This is a genomic window from Streptomyces sp. So13.3 (assembly GCF_005860785.2).
Taxonomy (GTDB): domain Bacteria; phylum Actinomycetota; class Actinomycetes; order Streptomycetales; family Streptomycetaceae; genus Actinacidiphila; species Actinacidiphila fildesensis.
Window position 1 is genome coordinate 5773090 of the sequence record NZ_CP048835.1, and the last position, 24367, is coordinate 5797456.

Below are 24367 nucleotides of genomic sequence, written 5' to 3' on the forward strand. Positions count from 1 at the left end.
GAGCTCCTGGTGGGCCTAGGGGGCCTAGGGGGCCTGGGGGGCCTGGGGCGGTCTGACGGGCCCCGCTGCGGGGGCCCGCCCGGGACCGTCCTAGAGGGCGAGGCGGCGGGCGAGGTCCGAGGTGAAGACCCCGCGGGGGTCGAGCTCGGCGCGCAGCCGCCGGAAGGCGTCGAGCCGCGGGTACATACCGGGCAGCAGTTCGGGGCGCAGCCGCGAGTCCTTGGCGAGGTAGACGCGGCCGTCGGCGGCGGCGACCTCGTCGTCCAGGACGTCGAGGAAGGTGGCCAGCCCCGGCATGGTCGCGGGGATGTCGAGGGCGAGGGTCCAGCCGGCCATCGGGAAGGACAGCCAGCCCGGGTCGGCCTCGCCGAACCGCTTGAGCACGGCGAGGAACGACGGGATGCCGCGGCGGCTGATCCGCTCCACGATGCGGCGCAGCGCGCTCTCCTGCCCGTTGCCGATGACGAACTGGTACTGGACGAAACCGCTGCGCCCGTAGATCCGGTTCCAGTCCGGCACCCCGTCGAGCGGGTGGAAGAACGTCGAGATCTTCTGCAGCTCGCCGTGCCGTTCGCGGGGCGCCTTGTGGTACCAGAGGGCGTTGAACAGCCCGACGCTGCCGCGGCCGAGCAGCCCTTCCGGTACGAAGTTCGGGGCGCCCGGCAGCCGGCCGGGCCGGAAGTCGAGCGGGTCGCGGCGGGCGCGCGGCGGCAGGGCGTCGAGCGGGGCGTGGTCGCCGCGGGTCAGGACGGCGCGGCCGGTCCTCGCGCCGCGCGCGAGCAGGTCGATCCAGGCGACCGAGTAGCGGTAGCGGTGGTCGTCGGCGGTCAGCCGGGCCATCAGGTCGTCGAGGTCGGTGGCCCGTTCGGTGTCGACGCTCATCAGCGAGGTCTCCACGGGCAGCAGCTGGATCGTCGCGGCGAGCACGACGCCGGTCAGTCCCATGCCGCCGGCCGTCGCCCAGAACAGCTCGGGCTCGTCCTCGGGGGTGACGAGGCGGGTGCCGCCGTCGGCCGTCAGCAGCTCGATGGCGCGTACGTGGCGGGTGAACGACCCGGAGAGGTGGTGGTTCTTGCCGTGGATGTCCGTGCCGATGGCCCCGCCGACCGTGACGTAACGGGTCCCGGGGCTGACGGGGACGAACCAGCCGAGCGGCAGCAGGACCTGCATCAGCCGGTGCAGGCTCACCCCGGCGTCGCAGACCACCAGGCCGTTGATGGCGTCGATCTCGTGGATCCGGTCCAGGCCCGTCATGTCGAGGACGGCGCCGCCGGCGTTCTGCGCGGCGTCGCCGTACGCCCGGCCGAGCCCGCGGGCGATGGCGCCGCGGCCCCCGCAGTCCCGGACCGCCTCGGCGGCCTCCTCGTAGGTGCGCGGGCGGAGCACATGCGCGGTGGTGGGCGCGGTGCGGCCCCAGCCGGAGACGGGGGTGGTCAGGGCGGAGGGAGCAGGCATACGGGTGACGTTATCGCCCGAGAGGTGTTGATTGCCCGTATATGCCGGTTCTCTCACTGAAACGGGTGACTGATGGTGAGTCAAAAGTCAATAGTGGGCATATTAACTCATTGTCCCTTTTGTTCTGGAAGGGCGAACCACGAACGAAGGAGAACCCGCCGGTGCGAACTCCGGACTCCGCCGCGTCACGTGTGTCAGAAGTGGACCGCCGGCTGCTCACCGCGCTGCGCCGGTGCGGCGACGGACCGCACGTCGCCCGCACCGCGCGGGCCCTGTCCTGGAGCGGTGAGCACGCCGCGCTGTGGCTCGCCGCCGGGGTCGCGGGCGCGTCCGTGGACCGGCGGCGCCGCCGCGCCTGGCTGCGCGCCACCGCCCTGGTCGGCGCCGCGCACGTCGCGAGCATGGGCGTCAAGCGGGTCGTCCGCCGGCCCCGTCCCCGACTGCCCGGCGCGCGGCCCCTGGTGAACACCGCGGGCCGGCACAGCTTCCCCAGCTCCCACGCGGCGTCGTCGGCCGCCGCGGCCGTCGCCTTCGGGGCGCTGCTGCCGGGACCGTTCCGGCTGTTCGGCCCGTTCCCGCCGCTGGCCGCCGGGATGTGCGCGGCACGGCTGGTCGTGGGCGTGCACTACCCGAGCGATGTCGCCGCCGGCGCGATGCTGGGCGCCGCCACCGCCCGGATGGGCCGGGCCTGGTCGCTGCGGGGCGGAGGACTCGATGGCTGAGCCCACCTCGGCGGTACTCGACGACGTACCCAGGCCACCGCGCGCCGTCCCCGCCGCCGGGATGCTCCGTACCGTCGCGGGCCTGCCGGGCGGTCTGGTCCGAACGGCCCGGCCGAGGCAGTGGGTCAAGAACGCCCTGGTGCTCGCCGCCCCCGTCGCCGCCGGGCGGCTGCTCTCCCATCACGGGCTGGTCCAGCTCGGCATCGTCTTCGTGCTCTTCACCGCCTGCGCGTCCGCCGTCTACCTCGTCAACGACGCACGCGACGCCGACGCCGACCGGGCGCACCCCGTCAAGTGCCACCGCCCCGTCGCCAGCGGCCGGCTCCCGGTGCCGGTCGCCTACGCGGCGGGCGCGCTGCTCGGCGTCCTCGCGCCGGTCGCCGCGTACGTGCTGTGCAACGCGGCGACCGCCGGGCTGCTCGCCGCGTACCTCGTCATGCAGCTCGCGTACTGCCTGCGGCTCAAGCACGTCCTCGTCGTGGACCTCGTCGTCGTCACCACCGGCTTCCTCATGCGCGCCATGGCCGGCGGTTTCGCCCTCGACATCGACCTGTCCCGCTGGTTCCTGATCACCTCGGGGTTCGGCGCGCTCTTCATGGTCGCCGCCAAGCGCTACTCCGAACTGATCCTGATGTCCGGCACCGAGGGCGAGGCCGGCGCCTCACGGTCCCTGCTCACCGCGTACACCACCGGCTATCTGCGGTTCGTCTGGCAACTGGCGGCCGGCGTCGCGGTCCTCGCGTACGGCATGTGGGCGATGGAGACCGGCGCCGCCGCCACCGGCTCGCTGCCCTGGCGGCAACTGTCCATGATCCCCTTCATCCTCTCCGTGCTCCGCTACGCCGTCTTCGCGGACGCGGGTGCGGCCGGCGCGCCGGAGGACGTGGTGCTGCACGACCGCCCGATGCTCGTCATCGCCCTGGGCTGGGCGGCGCTCTACGCCCTCGCGGTGGCCGAGCTGTGACGGACGGGCCGCGGCGCGGAGCGGAGCACGGCACCGAGCGCGGCACCGGTTCCGTCCTGCGCTCCGAGATCCTCGGATTCGCGCTGGCCGGCGCCGCCGCCTACGCCGTCGACCTCGGGCTGTTCATCTGGCTGCGCGGCCCCGGCGGCTTCGGCCCGCTCACCGCCAAGGCGCTGTCCTTCCTCGCCGGTTGCACGGTCGCCTACGCCGGCAACGCGCTGGGCACCTACCGCAGCCGCCCGCCGTCCGTGAGCCGCGCCCGGCAGTACGGCATCTTCTTCGCGTTCAACGTGGCGGGCGCGGTGGTACAGCTCCTGTGCCTGGCCCTGTCGCACTACGTCCTCGGGCTCACCACCCCGCGCGCGGACGTGATCTCGGGCGCCGGCATCGGCATGGCACTGGCCACCGCGCTGCGTTTCTGGGGGACGCGGACCTTCGTCTTCGGACGGCCGGGACCGTCCGCGGCCCCGGCCCCGTCCCGGGAATGCGCGCGCTGACGGAGGGTAGGCGCGCAGACATGGAGTGGATCACATGGAGTGGCTGACGAAACTGCGGTGGATCGGCCCGTGGATCGCCCGGCTGATGCGCACCCACGCCTGGCGTTCCTTCGAGCACCTCCAGGAGGTGCACTGGAGCCGGCTGGCCGCGGCCGTCACGTTCACCAGCTTCCTCTCCCTCTTCCCGCTGATCACCGTCGCCGCGGCGATCGGCGCGGCCCTGCTCTCCGACCAGCAGCTCCAGGACCTCCAGAAGCAGGTCTCCGAGCAGGTCCCGGGCATCTCCGACCAGCTGAACATCAACGGCCTGGTCGAGAACGCCGCCACCGTCGGCCTCATCGCGGGCGCGCTGCTGCTCTTCACCGGCCTCGGCTGGGTCGCGTCGCTCCGCGACTGCCTGCGCGCGGTCTGGGAGAAGGACGACGAGGACGAGAACCCGGTCATCGGCCGGCTCAAGGACGGCGGGATCCTGCTCGGCCTCGGCGCCGCCGCCATCGTGTCGCTGGCCTCCTCCGCCTTCGCGACCGCCGCCGTCGGGTGGGCCGCCGACGCGCTCGGTCTCGAACACAGCAGCCCCGGCCGGTTCCTCCTCACCGCCGCGGGCTTCTGCATCGCCGTCGTCGCGGACTTCGTGCTCATCGTCGTCCTGCTCACCCTGCTGCCCGGCGTCGAACCCCCGCGCCGCCGGGTCGTCGTCGCGGGTCTCATCGGCGCCTTCGGCTTCGAGATCCTCAAGCTGGTCCTCAGCGGCTATCTGCAGAACGTCGCCGCCAAGAGCATGTACGGCGCCTTCGGCGTCCCCGTCGCGCTGCTCCTCTGGTTCAACTTCATGGCCAAACTGCTCCTCTTCTGCGCCTCCTGGACAGCCGTCCCGCCCAAGGACGACCCCGCGACGGCGCCGGAGCCCGCCACCGAGCCGAAGCCCACGGAAGACCACCCCGGAGCCGTCCACCCCGCCTGAACCCGGACGGTGGTCCGGGTTCGGTCAGTCGGTGGTTCCGTCGCGCGACTTGCGGCGGGAGGGGCGGGAGTCGTCCGGGAGGGTCAGGGCCGGGGTGGCGCGGCGGCGGCGTACCAGGAGGACGGCGGCGGCGATCAGGGCCAGCGCGCCGGCGGCGATGCCGGCGAAGGTCCACATGCCGTGCGAGCTGGACGTGCCGGCGACCGTGGCCTGCGCGGGGCCCTTCGTGTCCGGGTCCGGGGCGGGGGCGTTGGCCTTGGCGGCGCTCCGCGTCGGGACCAGGGTGCCGACCGGCTTCACGGTGGGGGCGGCCTTGAAGCCCCAGTCCAGCAGGGCGGCCGTCTCCTTGTAGACCTCGTTGCTGCCCGCGGCCGGGTGCATCACGGTGACCAGCAGGGTGCGCCCGTCGCGTTCGGCGGCGCCGGTGAAGGTGTTGCCCGCGTTGGTGGTGAATCCGTTCTTCACCCCGAGCAGGCCCGGGTAGCGGCGGACGCCCAGGCCGGTCAGCAGGCGGTCGGTGTTCTGTATGTCGAAGGTCGAGCGCGTCTTCGACGGCTTGCCCGTCTTGAGGTCCTTGTACTCGCCGGGGAACTTGGCGACGGCCGTCGCGCAGTACTCGCGGAAGTCCGGGTTCTTCAGCCCCGACCGGGCGAAGAGCGTGAGGTCGTAGGCGCTGCTGACCTGCCCCGGCATGTCGTAGCCGTCGGGCGACACGACATGCGTGTCGTCGGCCTGCAACTCCTTGGCCTGGGCGTTCATCTCCTGCACGGTCTTGTCGACGCCGCCGTTCATGGTGGCGAGGACGTGCACGGCGTCGTTGCCCGAGTGCAGGAAGACCCCGAGCCACAGGTCGTGGACCGTGTAGCTGAGCTTCTCCTTGATGCCGACGAGGCTGCTGCCCTCGCCCATGCCGCTCAGGTCGGAGTCGGCGACCGTGTGCACCTGGGTCTTCTCGAATTTGGGCAGCACGGTGTCGGCGAACAGCATCTTCAGGGTGCTGGCGGGAGCCAGTTGCCAGTGCGCGTTGTGCGCGGCGAGCACCTCACCGGTCTTCGCGTCCGCGACGATCCACGAACGGGCGGTGAGCTTCGGCAGCGGCGGGCTGCCGGCGTCCGGTTCCACCTGGGTGCCGGGCACCCCGAGCCGGTCGCCGCCGACCTTCGACATAGTGGCAGGAGGCACCGGCTCCTTCGTTCTGCCGTCCGCGTGGGCAGGGGACGCGAGGAGCGGGCCGGACACCAGCGCGGCGGCGCACAGGACCAGCAGGGAACGGCGGAAGGCGGGTGCAGGCTTGGACACCAGGCGAACGTACAGTCCTGGTGGCGGAACGCGCGCCCTTCGGTTGTCCTGCGGACGGGTGAGGATTCGCACGCCCCTGACGTGGAACCATCCGGACCCCGTCGGCCGTTGCCGTGCGGGAGTCTCCATACTGGGTGTATGAAGCTCAACCGCCCCGTCTCCTGGTTCCTGGTCGCCTTCGGCGTGTGGTCCTGGATCGTCTGGACCACCTTCGTCAAGAACCTGTGGAAGGACGTCAGCGGGCTCGCCTTCGACAACGGCTCCCCGACCGCGTACTTCTGGGTGCATCTGACGCTCGCGATCACCTCGTTCCTGCTGGGAACGGCGATCGGCGCGCTCGGGCTGCGGTCGCTGCGGATCCTGAAGCGCGAAGCCGCCGGGACCACGGCCGGGACCGATGCCGGTACGGCCGCCGGGACCGATGTGGGTACGGCCGCCGGGTCCGATGCCGGGCGGCACCCCTCCGACACGGCCGCCGTTTAGTGATCGTCGTCTTCGTCCTGGGCGGGCTGGCCGTCCTGGCGCTCTTCGCCGCCCTGCACCGTTACCTGTGGCGGCGCCTGGTCCGCGATGTGTCGGCACCCCGCGGCCGGTACCGGCGGATCGGGACGGTGCTCGCCTTCGTCCTCCCGCTGACCAGCCTGGGCGCGCTGATCGGCGGCCGCGCCCTGCCGCTGGCGGGCGAGCGGTGGCTGGCCTGGCCGGGCTATCTGTGGCTCGCGGTGCTGATCTATCTGACGTTCGCGCTGCTGGTGGGCGAGGCGGTACGGCCCCTGCTGCGGCGCGCACTCGACCACCGGGCGGCCCGGACAGCACCGGAGGAAGCGGTTCTGGTGGCGGTACCGGCAACGGCAACGGCACCAGCACCGGAAGCGACGGCCACAGCTCCACCGGCGGTCCCGGCAGCAACCGACGAGCCCGCCGCCGCCACCCGGCGGCAGTTCGTCGCCCGCACCGTCGCCGTCGCGGCCGGTGCCGCGGCCGCCGGAACGGTCGGCTACGGCACGTACGGCGTCCTGCGCGGTCCCCGGCTGAAGAACGTGACCGTACCGCTCGCGAAGCTGCCCGCACGGGCGGACGGTTACCGGATCGCGGTGGTCAGCGACATCCACCTCGGCCCGATCCTGGGGCGGGCGCACACCCAGCGGATCGTCGACACGATCAACGGCGCGCGCCCCGACCTGGTGGCGATCGTCGGCGACCTGGTCGACGGGACCGTGGCCGACCTGGGGCCGGCCGCCGAGCCGCTCGCCCAGCTGCGGGCCCGGCACGGCTCGTTCTTCGTCACCGGCAACCACGAGTACTTCTCTGGCGCGGCACCGTGGGTCGACTTCGTCCGGGAACTGGGCGTGCACCCGCTGGAGAACGCCCGGGTGGAGCTGCCCGGCTTCGACCTCGCGGGCGTCAACGACATCTCCGGCGCGGACCACCACGCCGCGCCGGACTACGGCAAGGCGCTCGGTGACCGGGACCGCACCCGGGCCGCCGTCCTGCTGGCGCACCAGCCGGTGATGATCCACGAAGCGGTGAAGCACGGCGTGGACCTGCAGCTCTCGGGACACACGCACGGCGGCCAGCTCTGGCCCGGCAACTACATCGCGGAGCTGGCGAACCCCACGGTGGCGGGGCTCGACCGGTACGGCGACACCCAGTTGTACGTGACCCGCGGCGCGGGCGCCTGGGGCCCGCCGGTACGGGTCGGGGCGCCGTCGGACATCACCATCGTGAAGCTGGTGTCACTGCGCGCGTGACGCCCGCTTCGCGGCGCGCTTCGCCGCCCGCTTGACGGGTGCCTTCGCGACGGGTTCGGCGGCTGCGGGTCCGGTGCCGGCCGCGGGAGCTTCGGTGCCGGCCGTACCGGAGGTCTTCGCGTCCCCGCCGCCTCCCGACGACTTCTGGGCCGAGATGAACGTCGGCAGGATGAAGTCGTGGATGAGCCCCTTGGCGTCCCTGACCAGCGGCCGGAACACCCGGTAGCGCGAGAGGCTGACGACCTTCGCCACCAGCGGGGTGCACCGCTTGACGAAGTTCCGGGTGCGTTCGGTGTCGTCGGTGCGGTCGAAGACCCAGTACAGCACCACGATCATGAGGTGCAGCCACAGCAGGTCCGGGAGGAGTTCGGCCAGTTCGGCGTCGAGCTTGGGGGCCAGGTCCGAACCGTTCAGCACCTCGTCGAAGATGGCGACGGCGGTGGCGCGGGCCGGGTGCGACTCGTTCGAGAACGGGCTGAGCGGGCTGTCCGGGTCGGCCGCCGTGCGGAAGAACTGCGACGCGAACTCGTGGTACGGCGCCGCGCAGTCCACCCACGAGGTGAGGGCGATCTCCAGGCGCTTGGAGAAGTCGGTGACGCCGGCCATCTTGGCGTGGGCGTCGGCCGCGTGCTCGTGCGTCATCCGGTCGTAGAAGCCCTGGATCAGGTATTCCTTCGACGCGAAGTAGTAGTAGGCGTTGCCGACCGACACCCCGGCCTCGGTCGCGATCGCCCGCATCGTCGTCTTGTTGTAGCCCCGCTCCTGGAACATCCGCATCGCGGTGTCCAGGATGAGCGCCCGGGTCAGCTCGCTCTTGTCGGTCTTCGGTCGCGCCCGGCCGCCTGGCAGTTCGGCGGCCGGGGCGGCGTCGTCGGACGGGCGGCGGTCAGTTTCTTCCACGAGGGTGAGCCTAACCGCCGTGCCGGCACGCATCGCCGCAGTCCTCGTGGGCCGGCATGACCGGCCTTCCGGTGCTGGGGTTCCGGGCCCGCCCCCAGTCCGTCCTGGGCGGTGCCCAGGCGGTCCTGGCCGGTCCCCAGCCGTTCTGGGCAGGGCCCGGGCCGTTCTGGGCAGGTCCCCAACCGGCGTACGGGCTGGTCGCCGCCCGGTACTTGGCGGCCGCCAGGACCGCGGCCCGGGCGAGCGGCGCCCCGACCGGGGTGCTGAAGCGGTGCGCCATCGGCCGGTACTCGGAGAGCGCCCACAGGATGACGATCCAGGCGGCGTCGCCGGTGTAGAGCTGCCCCTGGTCACCGATGACGGTGATCCGGCTCAGGGTCGAGGCGTGGTCGAGGTCCGGGTACCGGCCGCGCGCCTCGGGGGAGCAGGCCGGGACGAGGTCCAGCGGGACGAGCTGCCGCTGCCGTACGAGCCAGCCCCGTACGAAGGTGCAGAGCCTGCAGTCGGCGTCGTACAGGACGGTCAGCCGGCGGACCGGGACACGGGCGTCCCGGCGGACCGGTGCGGGGGCCGCCGCCCCTTGCGGGGCGGCTTCCGCGGCGTGGGTGGTGCGGGCGCCGTGGGTGGCGTCGGCGGTCATGGTGGTCAGAGCGCCGGGGTGGCGGGGGTGGCCCAGCCCTGCGGCGGCACCGGCGGCATCTGCTCCTTCTCCATGATGCCCCGGCGGCGCATCTTGTTGAGGATGAAGACGTTGCCGAGGTGCAGGACGCCGAGGACGAGCAGGACGACCCCGAGCTTGACCGACAGTGCCTCGAAGAGCCCGCGGGCGTCCTCGACCGCGTCGGCGCTCTTGAGGTAGAGGGCGACGAACCCGAAGTTGACGAGGTAGAAGCCGACCACCAGGAGGTGGTTGACGGCGTCGGCGAGCTTCTCGTTGCCGTGCAGCACGTCGGCGAGGAAGATCCGCCCGTTGGTGCTGAGGGTGCGCGCGACCCAGATGGTCAGCCCGATGCTGATGAGCAGGTAGACGACGTACGCGACGACCGTGAGGTCCATGGTCCATCCCTTTGCGAGAGACTTGAACGTGTTCAAAACTTCTGACAGGCATGACTGTAGACCTATTTTTGAACGTGTTCAACCGCGATTTCCGGCGCAACGAAGAACGCCGGGCGGGCCTGAGGAATCAGGCCCGCCCGGCGTTCGGCGGAGAGGTTCTGCGGAAAGGTTCTACGAGAGAGGAGAGGAGCCGGTCAGTCGCGCGAGTGGCTCAGCTCCAGGTCGAGGTTGTCGTCGCCGTCGCCGTCCGCACCACTGCCCACCGTGACCGTGGCCGGGAAGGGCGGGTAGCCCATCGTCAGCAGGGTGTAGCGGCCCGGGTAGAGGTCGGCGAAGGCGTAGCCGCCGTCCTTGCCCGTGTGCACGACGCCGACCTCCTTGCCGTCCGCGTCCTGGAGCACGACCCGCGCGTCGTCGACGGGTTCGCCGTTCGCGGTGCGCACCGTGCCGGTGAGGGTCCCGGTGCCGCTGAGCCGCAGATCGCACTCGACCGGACGGTCGGACGTCATGACGCTCGCTGTCTGCGGGTGGTGCCCCTCGGCGTTGGCGACCAGGACGTACGAACCGCTGCCGGGCGTCGACAGGCTGTACGTACCGTCCTCCTCCGCCGTGATCCGGCCGACCTGGCGGCCGTCGGCGGCGATCAGGGTGAGCTCCGAGCGCGGGATCGGCAGTCCTGAGGACCCGCGGACGGTGCCGCGCACGGACGGGCCGCCGGCCTTCTGCAGCGGGACGACGACACCCGCTCCCGGAGCGTCGGGGGCTTCGTCCGGCGCACCTTCGACCGCCAGGTGCGGCAGCCGCTTGTCGAGCCACTCCGGCAGCCACCAGTTGGCGTTGCCGAACAGGTGCATCAGGGAGGGGACGAGCACGGTCCGCAGGATGAACGCGTCGAGCGCGACCGCTCCCGCCAGGCCGACGCCGAACATCGCGATGACGCGTTCCCCGTTGAGGACGAAGGCGGTGAAGACGCAGATCATGATGACGGCCGCCGAGTTGATCACCCGGCTGGTCTCCGCCAGGCCGATGCGTACCGCGCGCGCGTTGTCCTTGGTGTGCACCCACTCCTCGTGCATCCGGCTGACCAGGAAGACCTGGTAGTCCATGGAGAGACCGAAGAGCAGCGACAGCATGATGACCGGGAGGAACGCCTCGATCGGCCCCTCGCGGCTGGCGAGCAGCAGATCACCGCCCCAGCCCCACTGGTAGGCCGCGACCAGGACACCGAAGGACGCGGCGGCCGCGGCCAGGTTCATCACCGCGGCCGTCAGGGGAACGACGAGGCTGCGGAAGGCGATCAGCAGCAGGACGAAGCCCAGCGCGATGATCACCGCGACGAAGACCGGCAGCTTGCCCATCAGCACCGAGGCGAAGTCCTTGTACATCGCCGTCTGGCCGCCGACGTACGCCTGCATCGTGCTGCCCTTCTCGGCAGCCGGTACGACGTCGTCGCGCAGATGGTCGATCAGGTCCGAGGTCGCCTTGTCCTGCGGTGACGTGTCGGGCACCGCCTGGATGACGGCGATGTCGGCGCCCGGCTGCATCGGCAGCGCCGCGGCGAAGGTGATGCCCTTGGTCGCGTTGAGCTTGCCGACCAGGGTCTGTACGGCGGCCTTGTCGGTGTCCGACTTCACTTCGGCGAGGATCGTCAGCGGACCGTTGAAGCCCGCGCCGAACCCGCCGGCGAGGAGGTCGTACGCCTTGCGGGTCGTCGTCGTGTCCTTGTTGTTGCCCTGGTCGGAGGAGCCGAGGCGCAGGGAGAGCACCGGCACGGCCAGGGCGACCATCATCGCGATCGCGATCACGGAGAGCACCCGCGGGTGCCGCTCCACGAATGACGACCAGCGGGCGGCGGCGCCGGTGGCCAGCTTCGCCTCCGGGCCGTTGGCGGCCAGCTTGCGCCGCTGGCGGCGGGAGAGCACCCGGTTGCCGAGGACGCCGAGCATCGCGGGCAGCAGGGTGATGGCCGCGGCGACGCTCAGGACGACGGTCAGCGAGGCGGCGATGGCGACGCCGTTGAGGAAACTCAGACCCATCGCGAACATGCCGAGCAGCGCGATGCAGACCGTGCCGCCCGCGAACAGCACGGCGCGCCCCGAGGTGTTGACCGCCGTCACGGCGGCCTCCTCCGGGGTCAGCCCGCGCAGGATGCCCTTGCGGTGCCGGGTGACGATGAACAGCGCGTAGTCGATGCCCACGCCCAGGCCCACGAGCATGGCCAGGACCGGTGCGAAGTCGGCGACGGCCATGCCGTGGCTGAGCAGGAGGATCGCGGACGAGGCGGTGAAGATGGCGAACAGCGCGGTGATGATCGGCATCAGCATGCCGAGGACCGAACCGAGCGCGAGGAAGAGGACGACGGCCGCGGCCGCGACACCGACCAGCTCGCTCAGCCCCTGCGGAGGCTGTTCGGCCATCTGGATCGCCTGGCCGCCGGCCTCGACCTCCAGGCCGCTGCCCCCCGCGTCGTGCACGATGTCGACGAGCTGCTTCACCTCCTCCTTGTCCAGCTCGTTGCCGAGCTTGGTGAAGGTGACGGCCGCGTAGGCGGTCCTGCCGTCCTTGCTGATCTTCGCGGCGCCCTCCGGCGCGTACGGACTCGCGATCGTGCCGACGTCGGCCACGTCGCTCTTGATCCTCTGGAGAGCGGCGGTCATCTTCTGCTGGACCGCGGCGTCCCGCACGGAGCCCTGGTCCACGTGCCAGACGATGTTGTCGGTCTCGCCCGCCTGAGCGGGGAAGGCCTTGTCCATCAGCTTCAGAACCTGCGCGGACTCGGTACCCGGCAGCTCGAAGACGTTGGCGTAGGCGCTCCCGGCGGCGCCGCCCGCGCCGCCGAAGCCGGCCATGACGAGCACCCACAACCCGATCACCAGCCACTTGCGCCTAAAGCACCATCGTGCCAATGAGGCCACGGTCCCAGCTCCTTCACTCGCTGCCGACGTCCACCGCCGGAGTTGGATCTCCCGCAGTCTGTTCAGCCTCCGTGCCGGGACCGGGCCGTTACAAGGTGAATCGGGATCTCTCAGGGAACTCCCAAGTTGTCTCCAGTGGGTCTGTGGGCCGGCACTGCTGATAATCGAGTCATGGAGAACCCCGAGAGCCCGGCCACCGTACTGATCGTCGAAGACGAGCCGGGCATCGCGGACATTCTCCGAATTACCCTGAAATACCATGGCTTTACGGTGCACACCGCGGCCACCGGCCGACAGGCCGTCATCGCCGCCCGCGAGCACCGGCCCGATCTGGTGCTGCTCGATGTGATGCTGCCGGACGGCAACGGCTGGGAGGTCTGCCGCACGCTGCGCGCCGAACGCGACGACCTCGCGGTGATCTTCGTGACCGCCCGGGACGCACCGCGCGACGTCGTCGGCGGGCTCGCCCTCGGCGGCGACGACTACATCACCAAGCCGTTCGGCGTGGACGAGGTCGTCGCCCGGGTGCACGCGGTGCTCCGCAGGACCCGGCGCGAACCGGAGGCCGTCGACCCGGTGCTGCGCCACGGCGACCTGGAGATGGACGAGGCGACGTACAGCGTCCGCCGTGCGGGCGAGCCGGTCGACCTGACCCCCACCGAGTACAACCTGCTGCGGCACCTGCTGCGCAACGCCGGGCGGATCGTCACCAAGGAGCAATTGCTGCAGCACGTCTGGCAGTACGACACGGTCGTCGAATCGACCGTCGTCGAGACGTACATCAGCTACCTGCGGCGCAAGCTCGACCGGCTCGGGCCGCCGCTGATCGAGACCCGGCGCGGCATCGGCTACGGGCTGCGGGCGCTGGCATGAGACTCGGGTTCGGGACGTTCGGGTTCGGCGCGGGCGAAGCCGGAACGCGGCGCGGATACGGCACGTACGACGGTGGAGGCGGCCGTGGGCGTGACGGTGGACGCGACGGTGGAGGTGGTGGTCACGGCGGTGGACGCGACGGTGGAGGTGGTGGTCACGACGGTGGAAAGCCGCGCCTGGACGGCAAGCGCTGCTTCTGGCCGCGCCCCCGCTCGCTGCGCGGGCGGTTCACGATGGCCAACGTCACGTTCCTGGCCATCGGCCTGGTGATGGCGGGCGCCGCCAGCCTCATCGGCATGTACACCATGCTGATCGGCGAGATAGACGACTCGCTGAAGACCTCCCGGAAGGCGCTGTCCTCCACGCCGTTCACCAGCGGCGGTCTGCAGCAGCTCTGCACGATGGCCGGCATGCTGCAGACCAACGACGGGAACAAGGTCGTCGCCCAGGCCTTCGACCAGGACCTCTTCCTGGTGCTCGACCCCCAGGGCCGGATCTCCACGGTGTGCGAGGGCAACGTGGCGAACCTCGGCGAGGAGCGCCGCAGTCTCGCGGTGGCCATGCCGGACCCGAAGGCCCTCGCGGCGTCCGGCGACGCCGCGACCGTGCACAGCGACGGCAGCTACTACCGGGTGATGGTCTCCCGGCTCGGCGACGGCACCATGGTCGTCAAGGGGATGCGGCTCAACGGGGTGCGGCGCGCGGTCGGCCATCTCCTCATCGTCGAGGTCATCGACAGCGTCGTGCTGCTGGGCCTGCTCGCCATGGGCTCGCTGACCGCCGCCCGCCGGCGGCTGCAGCCGCTGGAGGACATGGTCGAGACGGCGTCCGCCATTTCCGAGGGCGACCTCTCCCGGCGGATCGCCACCGCCTCGCACGGCAGCACCGAGGTCGAGCAGCTCAGCGCCGCCCTCAACGCGATGCTCCAGCAGATCGAGACGGCGCTCACCACCAGCGAGCGCGCCACCGCCCAGCTCCGGCAGTTCCTCGCCGACGCCTCCCATGAGCTGCGCACACCGCTCGCCTCCGTCCGCGGCTATCTCCAGCTCTACGAGAAGGGCATGCTCGACCCCGACGAGAAGGACCGTGCCCTGACCCGGGTCTCCGCCGAGGCGTTGCGGATGAGCCGTCTCGTCGACGAGCTCCTCGCCCTCGCCCGGCTGGAGGACCGGCCGGCGCTCGTGCCGCGCCCTGTCGACCTCACGCAGCTGGTCAGGGACGGTGTCGCCGACCTCGCCATGCAGCAGCCGCAGCGGCCCATCGCACTCATCCTGCCGGGCTGTGTGGAAGTGCTGGGGGACGAGGCGCAGTTGCGGCAGATCCTCGGCAACCTGCTCAGCAACGTCCGCGTGCACACCCCCGCGGACTCCCCGGTGACCGTGGAGGTCATCCGCCGGGACGAGGACGTCCTGCTGCGGATCACCGACTCCGGCCCCGGTCTGTCCCCGCAGGACGCCGCCCGGGCCTTCGACCGCTTCTTCCGCGCCGACCCCGACCGGGCCCGGGACACCGGCGGCGCCGGCCTCGGCATGTCGATCGTCCAGGCCGCCGTCGACGCCCACCACGGTTCCGTCCGCCTCGACACCGCCCCGGGCACCGGCCTCACGGTCCACGTCACCCTCCCGTCGGCCCGGCCGGCCGAACTCGTGGTGGAGAGCGAGGCGGCGCCGGGACGCTAGGTCCTGTCGCCGAAGGCCCGCTCCGGCTCACCCGGCCGTCGAAGGGACCGGCTGCACGGCCGTCGCCGGGGCCCGGCCGACCCGCCGCACCCCCGGCACCAGCGCCGTCCCCAGGCAGGCCGCCGCCACCAGGCCGGCCGCGACCGCCAGCGGGGTCGCCGTCCCCCACGCGTTGGCGGCGAGCGGCGCGGCGGCGTAGCCGACCGGCATCGCGGCCAGTGAGAGCAGCCAGTCGTAGGACGTGACGCGGGCCAGCACCCCGGCCGGCACGGCCTGCTGGACGGTGGTCTCCCAGACCGGATTGAGGAAGCCGAGCGCGCAGAGGGCGAGGCCGTAGGAGGCGATGAGCAGCGGGGCGGGCGCGGCCAGGGCGAGCAGGATCAGCGGCAGCGCGTAGGTCGCGAGGCCGAGGTTGGCCACCAGGACGGGGCGGGAGAGCTTGGCGCGGCCGGCCAGCAGGGAGCCGACGACCAGGCCCGCGGTACCCGCCTGGAGCAGATAGATCCAGACGTCGTCCCCGCCGAGCCGCTCGCGGGCGACGATCGGTCCGAGGGTGGCGAGGACGGCGGCGGCGCCGTTCCAGGTGGCGTGCGCGATCAGGCTCGTCCAGTACCAGTCACGGGACCGCACCTCGGACCAGCCCTCGACCAGGTCGGCGCGCATCGAGCGGCGGGGGATGGGCGTGCGCCGGACCCGGATCGCGGCCAGCAGCGCCGCACTGGCCGCGAAGGTCGCCGCGTCCAGGACGAAGGCCCAGCCGGGCCCCGCGGTGAACACCAGCAGCCCGGCGACGCCGGGCCCGCCGAAGAAGGCGGCGTTGCGCGCGGCGGCCATCAGGGAGTTGGCCTTCTGCCGTTCCGGTCCTTCGGTGGTGCCGGTGATCAGCGGCGACGCGGTCGGCATGGCGAACGCGGAGGCGATGCCGCCGACCACTTCGGCGGCGGCTATGTGCAGCAGCTGCGGGTCGCTGCCGATGAGTTCGGCGCCGACGAAGAGCTGGGCGGCGCACCGGACGAGGTCGGTGGTCAGCGCGACCTTGCGGACGTCGAAGCGGTCGCCGAACACGCCGCCGAGGGGGAGCAGGAGCAGCTTCGGGACCATCGAGCAGCCGAGGACGACGGCGAGCGCGGTGGCCGATCCGTCGGTCGCCCGGGTGATGGCGATGGCCAGCGCGGCGGGGACGACGGCGTCGCCGAGGGCGGACAGGGTGCGGCCGATGAAGAGCAGCCGGAAGGCGTGCAGGCGGAGGGGGTGCGTGGGTGGTTGGGTCACGCGGAGAATGTATTTCGGTACCGAACCTTTCGTCAACGAATAATTCGATGCCGACGGAACGGGCGTAGAGTGACGACATGAGCCCTAGTGACGCCGGCGGCGGCAGCGGTCGCAGTGGAGACCGGGACCGGACCGACGAGCACGTCGAGCGCTGGCTGCCCGTCCTCCCCGACCTCGACCCCGACATCGAGGGCGCGGTCACCCGGATGAAGATGATCGCCCACCATCTGCGCCGTTTCCGGGACCAGTCGCTCGCCGACTACGACCTCCAGCGGCACGAGTTCGAGACCCTGCACGCGCTCGCGGGCCGCGGCGGCAAGGCCAGCCCCTCCGAGCTCGCCAACGACCTGGACATGGCGCCCGCCTCCGTCACCGGACGGCTCGACACGCTCGCCCACCGCGGCTTCGTCCGCCGCACCCCCTCCGCCACGGACCGCCGCCGGGTCGACATCGAACTGACCGAGGAGGGCCGGGCGACCTGGCTCGGTTCGATGGACGTGCTCGGCCACGAGGAGTACCGGCTGCTCGGCGCGCTCGACGCCGGCGAACGCCGCACGCTGTCCGACCTGCTGCGCCGGATCCTGTTGGCGGCGGAGGACGTGCAGAGCTTGCGTTAGAGCCCACTCCAACCCGTACGTTCGATGCCATGGCCACCACAGACAAGAACACCGCCGCCGCCGACGCCCCCTCCGAGCGCTACGCGCGCGGCCTCGCCGTACTGCAGCAGATCGCCGGCACCGAGCGGCCCGCCGTGCTCGACAGTCTCGCCGACATCGCCCCCGACCTGGCCCGGTTCACCGTCGAGTTCGGCTACGGCGACATCATCTCCCGCCCCGGCCTGACGCTCCCGCAGCGCCAGCTGGCCACCATCTCGGCCCTCGCCGCGATGGGCAACGGGGCTCCGCAGCTGCGCTTCCACATCGACGGCGCGCTCAACGTCGGCATCAGCCGGCGGGAGATCGTGGAGACCTTCATCCACGCCAGCGTCTACGCGGGCTTCCCGGCCGCCCTCAACGCCCTCACGGTCGCCCGCGAGGCGTTCGCCGCGCGCAAGGAGTCGGACGACCCGGCCGCCGGCCCCGTCGCACCGGCCACCCCCAGCGAGCCGGGCACCACCCGCTACGAGCGCGGCCTGGAAGCGCTGGCCCGCATCGACGGCCACGCCGGCGAAGCCGTCGTCGCCTCGCTCCAGGACATCGCCCCCGACCTGGCCCGATACCTGATCGAGTACAGCTTCGGCGACATCTACTCCCGCACTGGCCTCGACCTCAAGTCCCGCGAGCTCGCCAGCGTCGCCATGTGCACCGCCCTGGGCAACGCCGCCCCGCAACTCCGCGTCCACCTCCACGGCTTCCTCAACGTCGGCGGCACCGAGGACGAAACCGTCGAGATCATCACCCAGATGGCCGGCTACGCGGGCTTCCCCGCCGCCCTCAACGGCATCGCCGCCGCCCGCGAGGTCTTCGCCGACCGAGCGGAGAACAACCCGGAGCACTGAACGCGCCGTTCGTCAGGTGCCCGTCCGGCTGCCGGAAGCGGAAACGGCGGCGGCCCGGGCGGAAGGCCTATGCCGTTCCGTCCGGGCCGCCACCCCGTGGGGGGCAGGTGGGTCAGCCGTTGGTGACGGCGGTGTCGTCGATCAGGAAGCTGGTGGCCGCGGAGGAGTCCTCGGCGCCCAGGAACTTGATGGTGACCGTCTTGCCCTTGAAGGCGGACAGGTCGAGGGTGCGCTGGACGTAGCCGCTCGGGGTGACGTTGGAGTACGTCGCCAGGGTGGTCGTCGTGGTGCCGGAGACGACCTGGGCCTTGAGGGTGTCGTAGACCGTGGAGCCGGTCTCCTTGGTGGTGATGCCGAGCCAGAAGCTGAGCTTCGGGGCGGCGGCGGTGGCCGGGATGGTCACCGACTGGGACAGGGTGTCGGTGTGGGTGGTGCCGTAGCCGTTGAGCCAGGCGTAGTACGAACCGGCGTGCGGGGTGGCGCCGGTCTCATTGGTGATGACGCCGCTGGTCTGGGCCCAGGTGGTCGCACCGGACTCGAAGCCCGGGTTGGCCAGCAGGTTGATGCCGTCCGGCGGCGGGGTGGTGCCGGTGCCGCCGCAGGTGGTGGAGGTCGCGGCGACGGCGGCTGCCGTCCAGGCCTTCTCGACCGCGGCGCACTGGGCGCTGCTGCCGCCGAAGAGGTCCTTGGCGGCCTTGATGCTCGCGGTGCGGGCGCCCGGGTAGTCGGTGGCGGCCGTCATGTACGTGGAGAGCGCGCGGTACCAGATCTTGCCCGTGTCGGCGTTGCCGATGCCGGTGACGGCCGGAGCGCCGCCGCAGGTCGGGCTGTTGCCGTACGTGGAGGAGCCGGAGCCGACGGCCAGCAGGTAGAAGAAGTGGTTGCCGACGCCCGACGAGTAGTGCGGGTCGAGGTTCTTGGTGCCGGTGGTCCAGCAGGACTGCGAGACGCCGTCCTTCTTCGGGTCGTCCATGTACCGCAGCGGCGTGGAGCTGATCTTCTCGCCGATGAGGTAGTCGGGCTTGTCCGCCGGGCTGTTGGCGTTGAACTCGACCAGGGTGCCGAAGATGTCGCTGGTGGACTCGTTGAGGCCGCCCGCGTCGCCGAAGTAGTTCAGGCCGGCGGTCGCGGCGGTGACGCCGTGGCTCATCTCGTGGCCGGCCACGTCCAGCTCGGTGAACGGCTTGTCGCCCACCGCGCCGTCGCCGTAGATCATCGAGAAGCTGTCGTCGTCCCAGCCGGCGTTGCCGTAGTTGACGCCGTAGTGGACGAAGGAGCGGGCGCCGACGCCGTCGTTCTTGATGCCGTTGCGGCCGTGCACGTTCTTGTAGTAGTCCCACGTGGCCTGGATGCCGTAGTGGGCGTCGACGGCGACGGTGGCGCGGTTGGTGAGGGTGCCGTCGCCCCAGACGTTGTCGGTGTCGGTGAACGCGGCGCCCCAGCCGGCCGGCGGCGAGTCGTTGGTCGTCGTCTTGTTCTGGGCGTCCCGCGTCTCCCCGTTACCGCGGGTCGGGTCCAGCAGCTGGTAGCCGCCGCTGACGCTGCTGGTGCCCAGCGTGACGTCGCCGACCTGGTAGCCGTGACCGGTGCCGGAGGCGGCGGCGCCCGCGACGGTCGTGGCGGGGGCGGTCGCCTGGTTCTGGCCCGCGACGGCCGTGCTGATGAAGCTGTTCCACGACTGGCCGGCGGCGCCGGTCTGCGCGTTCACCAGGACGTGCAGGTGGCTCGGCGACTGGTCGGGGGCGGTGCCGTTGGTGACGACCTGCCAGACCAGCGTCGGGGTGGCGGTGGTGGCGTCGACGACCAGCTTGGCCGTGCTGCCGTGCTTGACGCCCTTGAACTTCTTGGCCGCCGTGGCGATGGCCTGCTTGGCGGTGATCTTCGGCGTGACCGACAGGTTCAGCGGCGCCGCCAGGGTCAGCGAGGCGTCGCGCGCGGTTCCGTCCGGAGCCGAGTGGACGACGACGTCGCCGCCCAGGACCGGCAGGCCCTGGTAGGTGCGGTCGAGATGTACGTGGCGCGAGCCGTCGGCGTCGACGGTCACGTCGCGTGACGTGAACACGTCGTGAGCGCCGGCCTTGACCAACTGCGGGTGGGCCGCGACGGCGGAGTTCGCGTCGCGCAGTGCCTGAGCTTCGCTCGCCTTCGGCGGGATGGGCCGGGGGTTCTTCGCGGCGCTGGCGGGGGTGCCCGCCCCGGCTATCAGGAGCCCGCTGACCGCGAGGGTGAGGGTGCTGGCGAGTACAGATCGTTTCATGGCCAGGGAGCATGGCGGCGCCTGGTGACCCGGGGCAACGAACTCCCAACTCTGTTTAATTGCGGGAGTTACAACAACTCGTTAAAGCCTGGCCCACAAGCTGTGCAACCTCTGTGAACGCTAAATCTTTGGGTAAGACTGTTCACAGCGTGATGCGCGTCACCGGCCGTTTCCCGGCCGGTCGCTAACATGTGCCTCCCCCACACCCGGCACGCAGGACGGATGACCACCCCCTGTGACCTATAGACCGCTGCCTCCAGAAATCGCCGATGCGCTCCGCACCGGCCCCTTCGAAGCCGCCCTCGACGCCGCCGTCCGGGCCAGCGGACTCAGCATGGAACGTATCCGGCACCGGCTCGACACCCGGGGCGTCCAGGTGAGCGTCACCACTCTCAGTTACTGGCGCCGCGGCCGCAGCCGGCCCGAACGCCCCCAGTCCCGGCAGGCCGTTCGCCTGCTGGAAGAGCTGCTCGCCCTCCCTTCCGACTCCCTGGTCTCCCTGCTCGGCCCGCAACGCCCGCGCGGCCGCTGGGTCAACCGCCCGCCCGCCAACCTCGACGCCGCCCGGCTCTGGCAGGAGTACGAGAGCCTGCCGGGACTGCTCGGCGAGATGGGCTCCGCCGACGACGGGCTCGCCCGGCTGGCGGTGCACGACCGCTACGAGATCGACGCGAACGGCTGTGAGGCGACCTGGACGACGACCCTGGTCCTGCGGGCCGAGCAGGAACGGGTGGACCGTTGCATGATCATCACCCGTGGCGACGACCCGGAACGGGAGCTACCCGTCCTCACCGGGGTGCGCAACGCCCGCCCCGGCCGGGTCCGCATCGACAGCTCGGTACCGCTGGTCGTCGCCGAACTGCTGCTGGACCGGGTGCTCGCCAAGGGCGAGACCGAGGTCGTCGAGTACACGTACCGCATGCCGACGGTGGGCGCCCGCACCACCGAGTGCGGGCGCGGCTTTCCGGTGCCCATCCGGCTCTACACGCTCGAAGTGCAGTTCCATCCGGACGCCGTGCCGTTCCGCAGCCACCGCTGCGTCGGCACCACGGCGGGCGGGCCGCTGCCCGCGGTCGAACCGGTCTGGATCAGCGCGTCGGGCCGGGCGCTGTTCTCCGTCGAGGACCCGCAGCCCGGTTTCCAGGCGCTGCGCTGGGAGTGGGAGTAACCGCCGGCGGGAACGGCTGAGGGCCCCGTCCGCCGTGGCGGAGAGGGCCCTCAGTTGCGGGACGTCCTAGAAGCGGCGCGTGATGAGCGCGCGCTTCACTTCCTGGATGGCCTTGGTGACCTCGATGCCGCGGGGGCATGCGTCGGTGCAGTTGAACGTCGTGCGGCAGCGCCAGACGCCGTCCTTGTCGTTCAGGATCTCCAACCGCTGCTCACCGCCCTCGTCGCGCGAGTCGAAGATGAAGCGGTGCGCGTTGACGATCGCGGCCGGGCCGAAGTACTGGCCGTCGTTCCAGAACACCGGGCAGGACGACGTGCACGCGGCGCACAGGATGCACTTGGTGGTGTCGTCGAAGCGCTCGCGGTCCTCGGCGGACTGCAGGCGCTCGCGCGTCGGCTCGTTGCCCTTGGTGATCAGGAAGGGCATGACGTCGCGGTAGGCCTGGAAGAACGGGTCCATGTCGACGATCAGGTCCTTCAGGACCGTCAGGCCCTTGATGGGCTCGACCGTGATCGGCTTCTCCGGGTTGAGGTCCTTGATCAGCGTCTTGCACGCCAGCCGGTTGCGGCCGTTGATGCGCATGGCGTCGGAACCGCAGATGCCGTGGGCGCAGGAGCGCCGGAACGTCAGCGTGCCGTCCAGCTCCCACTTGATCTTGTGGAGGGCGTCCAGGACGCGCTCCTTGGGATCGATCGGGAACTGGTAGTCGACCCATTCGACCGCGTCGGAGACCTCCGGGTTGAACCGGCGGATCCGCATCGTGACCGTGATCAGGTGACCTGCGGCGGCCTCGGCGGCGTCCAGGGCCTCCGAGTGTCCGGAGGACTTGTCGAGCGTCGGGGTGCTCATCAGTACTTACGCTCCATCGGCTGGTAGCGGGTCACCACGACCGGCTTGTAGTCGAGACGGATCGACTCGTTGCCGGCGGAGTCCGTCTCGCGGTACGCCATGGTGTGCCGCTGGAAGTTGACGTCGTCGCGGTTGGGGTAGTCCTCGCGGTAGTGACCGCCGCGGGACTCCTTGCGCGCCAGCGCGGACACGGCCATGACCTCGGCCAGGTCGAGCAGGTTGCCCAGCTCGATGGCTTCCAGCAGGTCGGTGTTGAAGCGCTTGCCCTTGTCCTGGACGGACACGTTCTTGTAGCGCTCGCGCAGGGCGCCGATCGTCTCGACAGCCGTCTTGATCGTCTGCTCGGTACGGAACACCATCACGTTGGTGTCCATGCACTCCTGCAGTTCCTTGCGGATGTCCGCGACCCGCTCGGTGCCGGTGTTGTTGCGCAGGCCCTCGACCTGGGCGACGACCCGGGAGGCCGGGTCCTCCGGCAGCTCGATGTGGTCCGTGGTCGCCGCGTACTCGGCGGCCGCGATGCCGGACCTGCGCCCGAAGACATTGATGTCGAGCAGCGAGTTGGTGCCGAGGCGGTTGGCGCCGTGCACCGAGACGCAGGCGACCTCGCCGGCGGCGTACAGGCCCGGGACGACGGTGGTGTTGTCGCTCAGCACCTCGCCCTGGACGTTGGTGGGGATGCCGCCCATGGCGTAGTGCGCGGTCGGCTGGATCGGGATCGGGTCCGTGTAGGGCTCGATGCCGAGGTACGTCCGCGCGAACTCGGTGATGTCGGGCAGCTTGGCGTCCAGCTGCTCCGGCGGGAGGTGCGTGAGGTCGAGGTAGACGTGGTCGCCCTCGGGACCGCAGCCGCGGCCCTCACGGATCTCGGTGTAGATGGAGCGCGAGACGACGTCGCGGGAGGCGAGGTCCTTCATGACGGGCGCGTACTTCTCCATGAAGCGCTCACCGTCCTTGTTGCGGAGGATGCCGCCCTCACCGCGGGCGCCCTCGGTGAGGAGGATGCCCATCCGCCAGATGCCCGTCGGGTGGAACTGGAAGAACTCCATGTCCTCCAGCGGCAGCCCGCGCCGGTACGCGACGGCCTGGCCGTCACCGGTCAGGGTGTGCGCGTTGGAGGTCACCTTGAAGAACTTGCCGGTGCCGCCGGAGGCGAAGATGACGGCCTTCGCCTGGAAGATGTGGATCTCGCCGGTGGCCAGCTCGTAGGCGACGACGCCGGCGGTCCGCTGGATCCCGTCGACCTCGGTGAGGAGCAGGTCCAGGACGTAGAACTCGTTGAAGAACTCCACACCCTCCTTGACGCAGTTCTGGTACAGCGTCTGGAGGATCATGTGGCCGGTGCGGTCCGACGCGTAGCAGGCGCGGCGCACGGCGGCCTCGCCGTGGCTGCGGGTGTGCCCGCCGAACCGGCGCTGGTCGATCTTGCCCTCGGGCGTCCGGTTGAAGGGCAGGCCCATCCTCTCGAGGTCGAGGACCGCGTCGATGGCCTCCTTCGCCAGGATCTCGGCGGCGTCCTGGTCGACCAGGTAGTCGCCACCCTTGACCGTGTCGAAGGTGTGCCACTCCCAGTTGTCCTCCTCGACGTTCGCGAGGGCGGCGGCCATGCCGCCCTGGGCGGCGCCGGTGTGGGAGCGGGTCGGGTAGAGCTTCGTCAGCACGGCGGTGCGGCTGCGCTTCGTCGACTCGATGGCCGCGCGCATTCCGGCGCCGCCGGCGCCGACGATGACGGTGTCGTACTTGTGGATCTGCATGGGGTTGTTTCCCTGTCCGTCCCTGGCCTAGCGGATGTTCGGGTCGAAGGTGAAGATCACCAGCGTGCCGAGCACGATCGTGAACGCCGTTGCGGTGAACAGCAGCGTCTTCAGCCAGAACCGGGTGTTCGCCTGCTCGGCGTAGTCGTTGATGACGGTGCGCAGACCGTTGCCGCCGTGCAGCATGGCCAGCCACAGCATGACCAGGTCCCAGCCCTGCCAGAACGGCGAGGCCCAGCGGCCGGCCACGAAGGCGAAGCCGACCTTGGTCACGCCGCCGTCGAGGACCAGCTGGATCAGCAGGTGGCCCAGCACCAGGACGACGAGCACGACACCGGACAGGCGCATGAACAGCCAGCCGTACAGCTCGAAGTTGGTGCGGGTGGCACGCGGAGTGCGCTTGGTACGGGCGCGCGGGGCCTCGATGAACGGCGCCGGGTTCTCCGGGCTGAACGAGGCACTGGAGGAGCTGAGCTCCACGGAGTCAGTAGACATTC

Annotated in this window: 23 protein-coding genes; 11 read left to right on the forward strand and 12 right to left on the reverse strand. The window is 71.1% G+C overall.

What is annotated here, in order from left to right; translation table 11 throughout:
• Positions 1-90 precede the first annotated feature (90 nt).
• Positions 91-1455, reverse strand: a complete 1365-nt coding sequence (locus tag C8250_RS26135) for an FAD-binding oxidoreductase (protein WP_138352261.1) — start codon at positions 1453-1455, stop codon at positions 91-93.
• A gap of 161 nt (positions 1456-1616) precedes the next feature.
• Here C8250_RS26135 and C8250_RS26140 point away from each other — a divergent pair, with 161 nt between their 5' ends.
• The 4 genes from C8250_RS26140 to C8250_RS26155 all read left to right on the forward strand — a co-directional run bounded on the left by C8250_RS26140 (position 1617) and on the right by C8250_RS26155 (position 4599).
• Positions 1617-2177: a phosphatase PAP2 family protein gene (locus C8250_RS26140; protein WP_244809356.1), complete on the forward strand. Its 561-nt coding sequence runs from the start codon at positions 1617-1619 to the stop codon at positions 2175-2177.
• Between the two features lie 61 nt (positions 2178-2238).
• Positions 2239-3141: a decaprenyl-phosphate phosphoribosyltransferase gene (locus tag C8250_RS26145; RefSeq protein WP_232484748.1), complete on the forward strand. Its 903-nt coding sequence runs from the start codon at positions 2239-2241 to the stop codon at positions 3139-3141.
• Positions 3142-3197: 56 nt separating this feature from the next.
• Positions 3198-3638 carry a GtrA family protein gene (locus C8250_RS26150; protein ID WP_244809842.1) on the forward strand — a complete coding sequence of 147 codons (441 nt, stop codon included), beginning with the start codon at positions 3198-3200 and terminating at the stop codon, positions 3636-3638.
• A 34-nt stretch (positions 3639-3672) separates the two neighbouring features.
• Entirely contained in the window at positions 3673-4599 is a 927-nt protein-coding gene (locus C8250_RS26155) for a YihY/virulence factor BrkB family protein (protein ID WP_138352258.1), read from the forward strand.
• Between the two features lie 24 nt (positions 4600-4623).
• On the opposite strand, the gene C8250_RS26160 is transcribed toward C8250_RS26155, so the two are convergent.
• Positions 4624-5898 carry a D-alanyl-D-alanine carboxypeptidase gene (locus C8250_RS26160; protein ID WP_244809358.1) on the reverse strand — a complete coding sequence of 425 codons (1275 nt, stop codon included), beginning with the start codon at positions 5896-5898 and terminating at the stop codon, positions 4624-4626.
• A 138-nt stretch (positions 5899-6036) separates the two neighbouring features.
• On the opposite strand from C8250_RS26160, the gene C8250_RS26165 reads away from it, so the two are divergent.
• Complete coding sequence (locus tag C8250_RS26165) at positions 6037-6381, forward strand: hypothetical protein (protein ID WP_232484671.1); 345 nt, start codon at positions 6037-6039, stop codon at positions 6379-6381.
• Positions 6381-7649 (forward strand): metallophosphoesterase, encoded by a 1269-nt coding sequence (locus tag C8250_RS26170; protein WP_138352256.1) that lies wholly within the window; start codon positions 6381-6383, stop codon positions 7647-7649. Before C8250_RS26165 ends, C8250_RS26170 begins: the two co-directional genes overlap by 1 nt.
• Here C8250_RS26170 and C8250_RS26175 read toward each other — a convergent pair.
• The 4 genes from C8250_RS26175 to C8250_RS26190 all read right to left on the reverse strand — a co-directional run bounded on the left by C8250_RS26175 (position 7635) and on the right by C8250_RS26190 (position 12520).
• Positions 7635-8549 carry a TetR family transcriptional regulator gene (locus tag C8250_RS26175; protein WP_244809360.1) on the reverse strand — a complete coding sequence of 305 codons (915 nt, stop codon included), beginning with the start codon at positions 8547-8549 and terminating at the stop codon, positions 7635-7637. The two genes, C8250_RS26170 and C8250_RS26175, sit on opposite strands and share 15 nt — an antisense overlap.
• A gap of 10 nt (positions 8550-8559) precedes the next feature.
• Positions 8560-9075, reverse strand: a complete 516-nt coding sequence (locus tag C8250_RS26180; RefSeq protein ID WP_232484743.1) for a DCC1-like thiol-disulfide oxidoreductase family protein — start codon at positions 9073-9075, stop codon at positions 8560-8562.
• A gap of 119 nt (positions 9076-9194) precedes the next feature.
• The gene (locus C8250_RS26185; protein WP_138352253.1) at positions 9195-9605 is read right to left on the reverse strand and encodes a hypothetical protein; all 411 of its coding nucleotides are present in this window, start codon (positions 9603-9605) and stop codon (positions 9195-9197) included.
• Positions 9606-9799: 194 nt separating this feature from the next.
• On the reverse strand, positions 9800-12520 hold the full coding sequence (locus C8250_RS26190; protein ID WP_187144987.1) for an MMPL family transporter: 2721 nt from the start codon (positions 12518-12520) through the stop codon (positions 9800-9802).
• Between the two features lie 171 nt (positions 12521-12691).
• On the opposite strand from C8250_RS26190, the gene C8250_RS26195 reads away from it, so the two are divergent.
• Positions 12692-13393: a response regulator transcription factor gene (locus C8250_RS26195; RefSeq protein WP_138352252.1), complete on the forward strand. Its 702-nt coding sequence runs from the start codon at positions 12692-12694 to the stop codon at positions 13391-13393.
• On the opposite strand, the gene C8250_RS26200 is transcribed toward C8250_RS26195, so the two are convergent.
• Entirely contained in the window at positions 13369-13551 is a 183-nt protein-coding gene (locus tag C8250_RS26200) for a hypothetical protein (RefSeq protein WP_187144988.1), read from the reverse strand. The two genes, C8250_RS26195 and C8250_RS26200, sit on opposite strands and share 25 nt — an antisense overlap.
• Positions 13552-13626: 75 nt before the next feature.
• Here C8250_RS26200 and C8250_RS26205 point away from each other — a divergent pair, with 75 nt between their 5' ends.
• Complete coding sequence (locus tag C8250_RS26205; protein WP_138352251.1) at positions 13627-15072, forward strand: HAMP domain-containing sensor histidine kinase; 1446 nt, start codon at positions 13627-13629, stop codon at positions 15070-15072.
• Between the two features lie 27 nt (positions 15073-15099).
• On the opposite strand, the gene C8250_RS26210 is transcribed toward C8250_RS26205, so the two are convergent.
• A complete protein-coding gene (locus C8250_RS26210; RefSeq protein ID WP_138352250.1) occupies positions 15100-16344 on the reverse strand; it encodes an MFS transporter in 1245 nt (414 codons plus the stop codon).
• 77 nt (positions 16345-16421) lie between these two features.
• Between C8250_RS26210 and C8250_RS26215 the strand changes: the two genes are divergently transcribed.
• Both C8250_RS26215 and C8250_RS26220 read left to right on the forward strand, forming a co-directional pair.
• Complete coding sequence (locus tag C8250_RS26215) at positions 16422-16961, forward strand: MarR family transcriptional regulator (RefSeq protein ID WP_138352249.1); 540 nt, start codon at positions 16422-16424, stop codon at positions 16959-16961.
• 29 nt (positions 16962-16990) lie between these two features.
• Entirely contained in the window at positions 16991-17842 is an 852-nt protein-coding gene (locus C8250_RS26220) for a carboxymuconolactone decarboxylase family protein (protein WP_138352248.1), read from the forward strand.
• A gap of 112 nt (positions 17843-17954) precedes the next feature.
• On the opposite strand, the gene C8250_RS26225 is transcribed toward C8250_RS26220, so the two are convergent.
• Positions 17955-20099: a M4 family metallopeptidase gene (locus tag C8250_RS26225; RefSeq protein ID WP_138352247.1), complete on the reverse strand. Its 2145-nt coding sequence runs from the start codon at positions 20097-20099 to the stop codon at positions 17955-17957.
• A gap of 235 nt (positions 20100-20334) precedes the next feature.
• On the opposite strand from C8250_RS26225, the gene C8250_RS26230 reads away from it, so the two are divergent.
• Positions 20335-21267, forward strand: coding sequence for a hypothetical protein (locus tag C8250_RS26230; RefSeq protein WP_138352246.1), 933 nt, complete (start codon positions 20335-20337; stop codon positions 21265-21267).
• Positions 21268-21333: 66 nt separating this feature from the next.
• Here C8250_RS26230 and C8250_RS26235 read toward each other — a convergent pair whose 3' ends face one another.
• From C8250_RS26235 to C8250_RS26245, 3 genes are read right to left on the reverse strand one after another with little or no spacing between them, the layout of a single operon-like run.
• Positions 21334-22116 carry a succinate dehydrogenase iron-sulfur subunit gene (locus tag C8250_RS26235; RefSeq protein WP_138352245.1) on the reverse strand — a complete coding sequence of 261 codons (783 nt, stop codon included), beginning with the start codon at positions 22114-22116 and terminating at the stop codon, positions 21334-21336.
• Positions 22116-23870, reverse strand: coding sequence for a succinate dehydrogenase flavoprotein subunit (sdhA, locus tag C8250_RS26240; RefSeq protein ID WP_138352244.1), 1755 nt, complete (start codon positions 23868-23870; stop codon positions 22116-22118). The genes C8250_RS26235 and sdhA overlap by 1 nt, the downstream gene beginning before the upstream one ends.
• A 27-nt stretch (positions 23871-23897) precedes the next feature.
• Positions 23898-24365, reverse strand: a complete 468-nt coding sequence (locus tag C8250_RS26245; RefSeq protein ID WP_138352243.1) for a succinate dehydrogenase hydrophobic membrane anchor subunit — start codon at positions 24363-24365, stop codon at positions 23898-23900.
• Positions 24366-24367 lie beyond the last annotated feature (2 nt).